This window comes from Actinoplanes sp. NPDC051411 (genome assembly GCF_040682075.1).
Taxonomy (GTDB): Bacteria; Actinomycetota; Actinomycetes; order Mycobacteriales; family Micromonosporaceae; genus Actinoplanes.
The window spans coordinates 25,823-34,765 of sequence record NZ_JBFBAD010000104.1; the positions used below are offsets into that span (position 1 = coordinate 25,823).

The following is an 8,943-nucleotide window of genomic DNA, read 5'->3' on the forward strand; positions in this document are numbered from 1 at the left end:
GGATGGCAAGCCGAAAGGATGAGGTGTCGCAGGTAAAACCCCCGAGATTGGGTAGATTTCACTCGATGGAGCGCTTGCCGGGCCGCTCAGCCGGTGGTCGCGTCGGCCATCGGGTGATCGTGACCGCCCAGCTCCTCGATGTCGGCCATCGGGTGGTGGTGGTCGGCCAGCGCGACGTCGGCCGCCCGGCGGGCGGTGTCGAACGCGTCGCGGCACTGGACGGGATCGCGGTGCACCGGCGGACAGTCGGCGATCGGCCGGCCGTTCTCGTCGAGCAGCACCCAGCGGTAGTGCCGGTCGTCGGACGAGGTCACCAGCAGGTCGCCGTCGGCGTCGCGGAGGCGTTCCATCGCGTCCTGCCACTGCGGCCGGTCGCTCGCCGGGTTGTCGGTCTTCGGTCCGCTGGCCAGCAGGTCGGCTCCCCGGCCGGTGCGGCCGATCAGCCGCCAGCGTTCGCCGCCCGGCACCACCGCGATCATCGTCGTCCTCCCCAGGTCGTCGTTTGTTACTCAACAAGGGATTCCCGCCGCCGCGGGGCCGAAACGTGGGGTGGAAGGACACCGGCGGGCCGGGGCAGCAGCAGCGCGGTGGTCGCGGCGGCCACCAGTAGCACCGCGCTCAAGGTCAGCCCGAGGGCATAGCCGGAGTTCAGCGCGACCGCGGTGACGGCCGGCCCGGTCCGGTGCTGGGCGGCGGTGCCGAGCACGGCCAGCCCCAGTGACGCGCCGATCTGCCGGGAGCTGTTGAGCAGCCCCGACGCCGTTCCGGCCTCGTGCGGGGCCACCCCGGCGGTGGCGATCGAGACGACCGGGCCCAGGCAGAGCCCGAAGCCGACGCTCGCGACGATCGACGGGCCGAGGACGTCGGTCAGGAACGACCCGCCGGGGCTGATCCGGCCGAACCAGGCGAACCCGGCCGCGGTCAGCAGGCCACCGAGGATCAGCAGCGTGCGGGCGGGCAACCGGTAGCCCAGCTTGATGGCGAGGACCGAGCCGGCCGCCACGCCGAGCGCGAACGGCAGGAACATCACGCCGGTCAGCGCGGGCCCGATGGCCAGGACCCGCTGCAGATAGAGGGACGCGAAGTAGAACGCTCCCGCCATCGCGGCCCCGACCAGCAGGTTGTAGAGGTTCGCCCCGGCCACCGAGCGGTTCCTCAACAACCCGAGGCGGATCAGGGGGTCGCCGGCGGTGCGGCTCTCCGCGTACAGGAAAACGGCGAGCAAGGCGGCAGCCAGCGTGAGCGTTCCCACGGTGACGGGGGAGGTCCAGGCGTAGCGGTCGGTGCGCACGACGCCGAAGACCAGCAGCCCCATGCCCGAGGTGGCGAGCACCGCGCCGAGCACGTCCGGCCTCCCGGCTCTCTCTTGCACCGGGTCGAGGGCGATGCCGCGCCCGGCGAGGGCGAGGGCGAGCGCGATCAGCGACATCGGGACACTGACGAACATCACCCAGCGCCATCCGGCGTACTGAGTCAGGACGCCGCCGGTCAAGACCCCGAGGGCACCGCCGGCCGCGTTCATCGCGGCCCAGATCCCGTACGCCCGGACGCGCGCGCGTCCGGCCGGAAACGTGGCCGTGAGCAGGGCGAGCGCGGCCGGCGAGAGCATGGCGGCCCCGGCGCCCTGGAGCGCGCGGGCGGCCACGAGTTCGCCGGCCTGCTGGGTGAAGCCGCCGAGCAGGGAGGCCAGCCCGAACACGGTCAGGCCGGCGAGGAGGACGCGTTTGCGGCCGTACCGGTCGGCGAGTTTGCCGCCGAGCAGGAGCAGGCCTCCGAAGGTGAGGGCGTAGGCGTGGATGACCCAGGTCAGGCCGACCGGGCTGAAGCCGAGGCCGGCCCCGATGCTCGGAAGACCGACGTTCACGACCGAGAGATCCAGCGACACCATGAACTGGACGACAGCCACCGCGGCCAGGGTGAGCCCGGGGCGGGAAGACTTTCGGAACATGTTCCGAAAGTAGCACGCCAGCACAATGGGCGTCGTGCCGAATACGAATGGCCGGACCGGCCGCCCGCCGATGACCTCCCGCGCGCAGATCCTGTCCGCGGCCCGCAAGCTGATCGATCAGGACGGCTGGGAGAAGCTGACGATCCGCCGGCTGGCGGCCGAGGTGGGCATCGGGGCGACGACGCTCTACCACCACGTCCGCGACAAGGAAGACCTGCTGCTCCTGCTGCTCAACGAGTACGCCGAGCAGATCCCGCCGGCCGACCCCCGTTTCGCCGACCCCCGTCTCTCCGACCCCCGGGATCGCATCGTGGCCGCCGCGATCACCCTGCACGACAGCCTCGCCGCCTGGCCGTGGGCCGCCGAGGTGCTGACCGTCGACGGCTTCGTCGGGCTGCTCAAGACGGCCGCCCTGCGCCCGGTCGAGGCGATCCTGGCCGCCGCCGTCGACTCGGGACGCACCCGTGAGCAGGCCGTCGAGGTGTTCCGGGCGATCTGGTACTACACCGTCGGAGAGATCCTGGTGCGCGCCCGCTCGGGCCGGAAACCGGCCGACGTCGACTTCGGGCACTTCGACCCGGAGGTGTTGCCGCACCTGGCCGCGATCGGACCGCAGTGGCCGGTCATCGCGGCCCGCGACTCCTATCCGGCCGGCCTGCGCGCCCTGGTGAACGGCCTCACCGGCGGGTCATAGCGGGCCGGTCAGGCGCCGTCGTCCAACGCCTGCTCGAAGGCGAGCAGGGTCGCCACCAGCCGGTCGCGCTCGGCCGGGGTCAGGGGAGCGAGGGCCCGGCGCCAGGCGCGGGCGCTGGGGGAGAGCCACTCCTCGACGGCCGGCCGGCTCGCGGCCGCGATGTCGACGATGCGGCGCCGGCGGTCGGCGTCGTCCGCGTGGCGCTCCAGCACGCCCTTGCGGCTCAGGTCACCGACCAGCAGGCTGACCGTGGTCGGCGCGACCCGGAGGGCCGCGGCCAGGTCGTTGACGGTGGCCGGCCCGTCGAGCAGCAGCAGCGACAGCAGCGACAGGTGCCGTGGGGCCAGGTCGAGCTCGTTCAGCCCGGCCGGCGGCCGCAGGCGCTTGGCCCGGCCGACGAGGCGCGGCATCAGCAGGATCAACTCGCGGACCGGATCGGGCGTTGACACCGTGCGGGCCTCCCCATAGCTTTGCTTTCAAAGACATCTTAGGGAGACGCCGTGCCGCACCTCGACGTGTACACGCTGGATTCCGACCTCACCGGTCGCGAAGACACACTGATCGACGGCCTGACGTCGGCGGTGGCCGCGGTCTACGGCGAGTGGGCCCGCCCGAGCGTCGTGGTCCGCCTGATCGGCCTGCCGGCCGGGCGCTGGGGCATCGGCGGACGCCCCGCCGCGGCTCCGGCGCCCAGCGTGACGTTCGGCATCCGCGGCGACGCCCTCGACCGGCCGGACGCGGCCGCGATCCTGAGCGGCCTGGCCGCGAGCGTCACCGACGCGATCGTGACGGTGCTGGGCGAGCGGCACCGCGACGGCACAACGGTCGAGTTCGTACCGCAGCGCCCGGACCGCATCGCCGTCGGCGGCAAGCTGGGCGGCTGACAGCCCTTCTCGCCCCGGGCCGACCGCCTTCCTTGCCCTGCGCCGGACTCCCGGCGAGTCGGGTCCCGGCCGTCAGCCGGCGGGGAAGTAGTGGCCGTTGTCCAGATCGGCGAGCAGGCGGGGCTGAGCGGGTTCCCAGCCGAGGATCCGACGGGTGATGAGGTTGGACGCCGGGTAGCTCTGCGTGACGATGTTCGCGAGGAACCCGAAGTATCCCGGCAGCACCAGTTCGTCCACGGGAACGCTCACGGCGGGCAGGCCCAGACGGCTGCCGATGGCCTCAGCGATCTCGCGGAACGGGATGCCCCCGTCGTCGACCGCGTGCCAGTATCGGCCGGCCGGGCCCTTCTCGAGCGCGAGGCGGAACAGGGAGGTGGCATCGCGGATGTGCACGGCGTTCCACAGGTTCGCGCCGTCTCCGGGGTAGCCGGTGAAGCCCTTCTCCTTCGCGAGCGCGATCAGGGCCGGGAGGAAGCCGGTCCGATCGGTCGTGTCGTGCGCGATGTTGGCGATCCGCACGACCGAAGACCGCACGCCCCGCTCGGCGAGGCCGATCACGGTGGTCTCCACGACGTTACGAGCCCGCAGGGTGCCCGCGTGCTCATCGCCGCTGGGAAGAGCCGGATCCTCCTCGGTGGCCGTCCGGCCCAGGAGTCCCTGCCCCGGCGAGCCGATGCTCCCCGCCGCGACCAGGGGCTTTCCGGTTCCCGCCAGTGCCTCGCCGTACGCGAGCATGATCGGGACCTCCGCGGCGGCCACGGCGTGGACCCCGCCGGAGAAAAGCAGGTCCTGCCGGTGCGCGACGTGGATGACGCCGTCGGAGTCGGCGGCCGCCTCCTTGAGGCCGTCGAGGTCCTCAAGGTCGCCGCGGCGCACCTTCGCGCCCAGCGCGGACAGCGCCGCCGCGGCCGTGTCCGACCGGGCCAGGCCGGTCACCTCGTGCCCAGCGGCGATGAGCTCGGGGACGATGTACGAACCGGAATGGCCGGTCCCGCCAGTGACGAAAACCCGCATTCTGCTGCTCCGAGTGAGTGATGTGGCGCGAGTGGTGGTGCGTGCCTGGACCGGCCTTGGCGATCTCCTGCGCGGCGGAAGTCCCCTCCGGGGTGGTCAGCCCGCTCCCGCCGCCTTCATGGGTTGGTCGGTAGCCGTGCTTCAGCGGACCTCGGCGCCCAGGGCGATGTCGAAGCCGGCGCCGCTGCGGGCCAGGCCCACCAGGAGGATGCCGGCCCATTCGAGGGCGTGGGTCATCTCGAGCCCTCCCGCGTCGAGGGCCCGCATGCCCAAGCTCTCCAGGAAGGCAGCGACCCGTGCCTTCGCCTCGGCGCTGTCGCCGGCGAAGAACGCGTCCAGGGGCTTGTCCTCGGCGATGACGCCGCCGAAGATCGTGTTGAAGGCTTTCACGACATGTGCGCCCTCCGGGGCGACGGCGGCGATCTGCTGGGACACCGAGTTGCCCGCGGACGTCACGACGCCACTCGCATCGGCGTTGAACGGGTTGGTGATGTCGACGAGGACCTTGCCGGCCAGCGCATCGCCGTAGTGCTCGACCACGTCGACCGCGCCGGCGTACAGGACGGCCACGATGACGATGTCACCCACCGGCCTTGCGCCGAACGTGCCGACGGTGGATCCGTTGCCGATCTGGCCGGCGAGCGCCTGAGCCTTGGCGGTGTCGCGGTTCATGAGCTCGACGGAGTGGCCGTGTTTCGCCGCCCGGGTGCCGATGGCGGTGGCCATGTTGCCCGAGCCGATGATGCTGATCGTGGTCATGACGTGTGTTCCCCTTAAATGTGTACGAACGGGTGTCGGAGAGTTCGCCGAACGGGCTCAGATCACGGTGGTTCCGCCGTCGGCGACCAGTTCCATGCCGTTGACGTAGCTCGAGTCGTCCGAGGCGAGGAACAACGCGACCGACGCGATCTCCTCGGGGCGGCCCATCTCCCGCCGCGGGATCACGGACTCGAACTGCGCCTTCATTTCGGCGTCCATGACCTGCTCCATCATCGGCGAGCCGACCTGGCCCGGCGTCAGCACGTTCACCCGGATCCGGCGGTCCCGCAGCTCGGACACCCACACCCGGGCGTAGGCGGGCAGCACGGCCTTGCTCGCGGCGTAGACACTCCAATCGGGATAGCCCCGCAGCGACGCGTTCGACCCGGTCATGAGGATCGAGCCGCCATCGTTGAACAGCGGCAGCGCCTTCTGGACCGTGAACAGCGTGCCGCGTGCGTTCAGCGAGAACGCGGCATCGAACTGCTCCCCGGTGATCTCGCCGAGCCGGCCCTGCTCACCGGTTCCGGCACTCGCCCACAACACGTCGACCGTGCCTTTTTCCTGCTTGACCGTCTCGAACAAACGGTCCAGATCGTCGAGGTCGGCCGAATCGGCCTGCACGCCGGTCACGTTGCGGCCGATCAGCTTGACCGCGTCGTCCAGCGCGTCCTTCCGCCGGCCGGAAATGAAAACGTGAGCTCCTTCGTCGACAAACAATTTCGCACCGGCCAGCGCCATACCACTTGTCGCGCCGGTGATCACCGCAACCTTGCCATCGAGCTTTCCCACAACCGACTCCATTCACACGAAATCAAATTCCGGCCGATCAGTACCTATTGAGCGTGCCATCGGCCCGAATCGGTTGTCCAAGACCTCTTTCAGCTGTCGCGATACCCTGGAGGCATCGCCGACCGGGAGGCTTCATGGATCTGGACCTGCGCAAGTTGCGCTACTTCGCCGCTGTCGCCGACAAGCTGCACTTCGGCCGGGCCGCCGAGGAGCTGCACATCGCGCAGCCGGTGCTCAGCCGGCAGATCCGCGCGCTGGAGAAGGAGCTCGGCACGCCGCTGCTGACCCGGGACAGCCACGGCGTGGCGCTGACCGACGCCGGCCGGCAACTGCTGACCGACGTCGGGCCGCTGCTGGCCTCCGCACACGCGGTCCGCCGCCGGGTGACCGTCGCCGCGAACGGCCGCCGGCGGCTGATGGTCGGCTTCCGGGCGGGCATCGCGGTCACCCCGGCGGTACGGCAGTTCGCCATCCGGCACCCGGACGTACTGGTGGATCTGCGGCGGATCGAAGGCGACGACCAGGCCGCGATGCTGCTCGACGGCCGCATCGACGTCGGCTATGTGCGACTGCCCATCGACGAGGCCGGCCTGCGCGTCTCCCCGCTCTATACCGAGCCGCGGGTAGCAGTGCTTCCCGCCGGTCACCGATTGGCCGGCAAGGAGCAGATCGCCGAGGCCGACCTGGCCGGCGAGCCGGTGCTCTGGCCCGCCGACACGAGCACGCAGCCCACCAAGCGCCCGCACCCTGACGCCGGATACCAGGTGTGGGGGGTGGACGAGACGCTCGAGCATGTCGCGGCCGGCCGGGGGATCTCGTTCCTGGCCCGTTCGGCGACCGTGTTCTATTCGCATCCGGAGGTCAGCTATGTGCCGATCCCGGATCTGGCCCCCGACCAGGTGTGCCTGGCGGTGGCGGAATCGCGCACCTCGCCGCTGGTCGACGACTTCCTTTCCGCGGCTCAGGCGACGTCCGAGATCACAGCAGAATGCGGGAATTATGAAATGTGGCAGCTTGGAGGCGATGCCGGCGCACAGTGAGAACCAGCATCGTCACGCGGGTGTCTCTTGGAAATGGTCAGAGGTGTTGTCGTTTACTTCGCGAGACAATCCCACTGCTCGAACTCGCCGAGCCGGCAACACATGACGACGCGATACCCGCGGTTCAGCTGCCGCACGCCAAGCCCGGATGACGACCGATCCGGCAATCGAAGCGCACGGAGCGCGGCATGAGCGGATACTGCCGCGATCTGAGATCGCCGGTTGGACCCGACCGTTCTCGGCTGACTCAGGCCCCTGCTGCTCATGTGCGAATGTCTCGCGCCGTTTACCAGCAACAGCTACGCAGCATGATGAGGCGGCTGACGGAACTGGCGCCGGGCTTGCCGGACTGAGGGTCCGTGCAACGCACGCGCCCGGCACTGCAGGCCGCCCAACGCCCCGCCCAGTCGCTTACGGCGCACTCAACTCGGCCCTGAACCCGAGCCGAGCTGCCGCGCGGGTCGTCGCGCTCAGTATCGGGCGGATCGCGGCGAGTCAGGATGCCGGGGTGGACAGTCAGAGATCATCGCGTGGTGAGTGACCTGATGTGGGACGAGCGGGCCGGCGGGATTGTCGCGGTGGTGTTGCCGGCGTCTGGCACGGTGACGATCATGCGGTGGTGGGTGGCAGTCGTGGTCGTACTGGCCGGGGTGGTGGCGCTGCCGGCTCCGGCCGGGGCGGCCGGGCGGCACCGGGTGTGCCAGGTGCGAGACGATCGGCTCACCGAGCTTTCCGGGCTGGCCGCCACCGGGTCGGGCTACGTGGTGGTCAACGACGGGTCCGACCTCGCCAGCCATCGGAAGATCTTCTACCTGAACGCCGGGTGCGCGGTGGTGCGTACCCTCTCGTATCCGTCGCGGCCGCGCGATACCGAGGACCTGGGAATCGCCCGGGACGGCACGCTGTGGGTAGCGGACATCGGCGACAACGACGCCGAGCGCGGCACAGTCGGGCTGTGGCGGCTGGCGCCCGGGGCGAGGGCGCCGGTGTTGTACCGGCTGTCCTACCCGGACGGCGCGCACGACGCCGAGGCGTTGCTGATCGCCCCCTCGGGCACTCCGATCATCGTGACCAAGTCGGTAGCCGCCGCGGGCGTCTACGTGCCGGTCCGCCCACCGACCGCTGGCCGGACTACGCCGCTGCGCCGGGTGGGCAGGGTGGCGTTGCCGGTGACGACCACGAGCAACCCGTTCTCGTTCGCGGGGCGCCTGGTGATCACGGGCGGCGCGGTCAGTCCGGACGGGCGGTTCGCGGTGCTGCGTACCTACGCGGACGCCTTTGAATTCGATGTCTCCGGTGGCGATGTCGTCGCCGCGGTGACCGCGGGCCGACCGCGGGCGGTCGCGATGCCGGACGAACCGCAGGGAGAGTCGGTCGCCTACACCACTGACGGGACCGCCCTGTTGACCGTCTCGGAGGGCAGCGACCCGGTGATCTTGCGCTACCCGTTGCCGGGCCGTCTGGCAGTGGCCTCGCCGTCGGCGACCAGGGCGCCGCCGTCGTCCGCCCGGCCGTCCGCGCCGGAATCGGCCCGCGTGGCCGCCGCCGGCCACGACAAGGACGTGATTTCCTTCGGCGCGATCCTGACCGGGGCGATCCTCGTCGTCGGCGCGCTGTTCCTCATCCTGATCGGTGCGTTGCGGCGCCGCCGCTGAGAGCGGCCACCGGGCCCGATTCAGGAGGGGCAAACCTGGGTGACGCGCTGGGCAGACGCCACCCCCGGTCGGCGACCCGGCGTTCGCCGACGGCCACAACGGCCAGGGAGTCGCGTTCAACGGCACCTCGCAATATCTCGACGCGGGTAAGCCGGTG

General features: G+C 70.8%; 10 protein-coding genes. 4 read left to right on the forward strand and 6 right to left on the reverse strand.

All coding sequences use genetic code 11. The features are described 5' to 3' along the window. Window positions 1-86 precede the first annotated feature (86 nt). Window positions 87-479 (reverse strand): hypothetical protein, encoded by a 393-nt coding sequence (locus AB0M88_RS39485; RefSeq protein WP_364110967.1) that lies wholly within the window; start codon window positions 477-479, stop codon window positions 87-89. A 26-nt stretch (window positions 480-505) separates the two neighbouring features. After that, entirely contained in the window at window positions 506-1,948 is a 1,443-nt protein-coding gene (locus AB0M88_RS39490) for an MFS transporter (protein ID WP_364110968.1), read from the reverse strand. Window positions 1,949-1,982: 34 nt separating this feature from the next. On the opposite strand from AB0M88_RS39490, the gene AB0M88_RS39495 reads away from it, so the two are divergent. Then, window positions 1,983-2,642 (forward strand): TetR/AcrR family transcriptional regulator, encoded by a 660-nt coding sequence (locus AB0M88_RS39495; protein WP_364110969.1) that lies wholly within the window; start codon window positions 1,983-1,985, stop codon window positions 2,640-2,642. 8 nt (window positions 2,643-2,650) lie between these two features. Here the strand turns inward: AB0M88_RS39495 and AB0M88_RS39500 are convergent, their stop codons facing one another. Next, window positions 2,651-3,091, reverse strand: coding sequence for a MarR family winged helix-turn-helix transcriptional regulator (locus AB0M88_RS39500; RefSeq protein WP_364110970.1), 441 nt, complete (start codon window positions 3,089-3,091; stop codon window positions 2,651-2,653). Window positions 3,092-3,142: 51 nt separating this feature from the next. Here AB0M88_RS39500 and AB0M88_RS39505 point away from each other — a divergent pair, with 51 nt between their 5' ends. Then, entirely contained in the window at window positions 3,143-3,526 is a 384-nt protein-coding gene (locus AB0M88_RS39505) for a hypothetical protein (RefSeq protein ID WP_364110971.1), read from the forward strand. Between the two features lie 72 nt (window positions 3,527-3,598). Here the strand turns inward: AB0M88_RS39505 and AB0M88_RS39510 are convergent, their stop codons facing one another. The 3 genes from AB0M88_RS39510 to AB0M88_RS39520 all read right to left on the reverse strand — a co-directional run bounded on the left by AB0M88_RS39510 (window position 3,599) and on the right by AB0M88_RS39520 (window position 6,091). Continuing rightward, a complete protein-coding gene (locus tag AB0M88_RS39510; protein WP_364110972.1) occupies window positions 3,599-4,540 on the reverse strand; it encodes an SDR family oxidoreductase in 942 nt (313 codons plus the stop codon). A gap of 141 nt (window positions 4,541-4,681) precedes the next feature. Then, on the reverse strand, window positions 4,682-5,299 hold the full coding sequence (locus AB0M88_RS39515) for an NAD(P)-binding domain-containing protein (RefSeq protein WP_364110973.1): 618 nt from the start codon (window positions 5,297-5,299) through the stop codon (window positions 4,682-4,684). A gap of 57 nt (window positions 5,300-5,356) precedes the next feature. Further along, window positions 5,357-6,091: an SDR family oxidoreductase gene (locus AB0M88_RS39520; protein WP_364110974.1), complete on the reverse strand. Its 735-nt coding sequence runs from the start codon at window positions 6,089-6,091 to the stop codon at window positions 5,357-5,359. A 134-nt stretch (window positions 6,092-6,225) separates the two neighbouring features. Between AB0M88_RS39520 and AB0M88_RS39525 the strand changes: the two genes are divergently transcribed. Together AB0M88_RS39525 and AB0M88_RS39530 are read left to right on the forward strand one after the other, a co-directional pair. Beyond that, entirely contained in the window at window positions 6,226-7,131 is a 906-nt protein-coding gene (locus AB0M88_RS39525) for a LysR substrate-binding domain-containing protein (RefSeq protein ID WP_364110975.1), read from the forward strand. 533 nt (window positions 7,132-7,664) lie between these two features. Continuing rightward, window positions 7,665-8,786 (forward strand): hypothetical protein, encoded by a 1,122-nt coding sequence (locus tag AB0M88_RS39530; protein WP_364110976.1) that lies wholly within the window; start codon window positions 7,665-7,667, stop codon window positions 8,784-8,786. Window positions 8,787-8,943 lie beyond the last annotated feature (157 nt).

What these genes read in the sequence shown, in the direction of transcription:
- AB0M88_RS39490 (WP_364110968.1), bottom strand. Translation starts at nt 1,948, where the DNA reads ATGTTCCGAAAGTCTTCCCGCCCCGGGCTCACCCTGGCCGCGGTGGCT.
- AB0M88_RS39510 (WP_364110972.1), bottom strand. Translation starts at nt 4,540, where the DNA reads ATGCGGGTTTTCGTCACTGGCGGGACCGGCCATTCCGGTTCGTACATC.
- AB0M88_RS39515 (WP_364110973.1), bottom strand. Translation starts at nt 5,299, where the DNA reads ATGACCACGATCAGCATCATCGGCTCGGGCAACATGGCCACCGCCATC.
- AB0M88_RS39485 (WP_364110967.1), bottom strand. Translation starts at nt 479, where the DNA reads ATGATCGCGGTGGTGCCGGGCGGCGAACGCTGGCGGCTGATCGGCCGC.
- AB0M88_RS39525 (WP_364110975.1), top strand. Translation starts at nt 6,226, where the DNA reads ATGGATCTGGACCTGCGCAAGTTGCGCTACTTCGCCGCTGTCGCCGAC.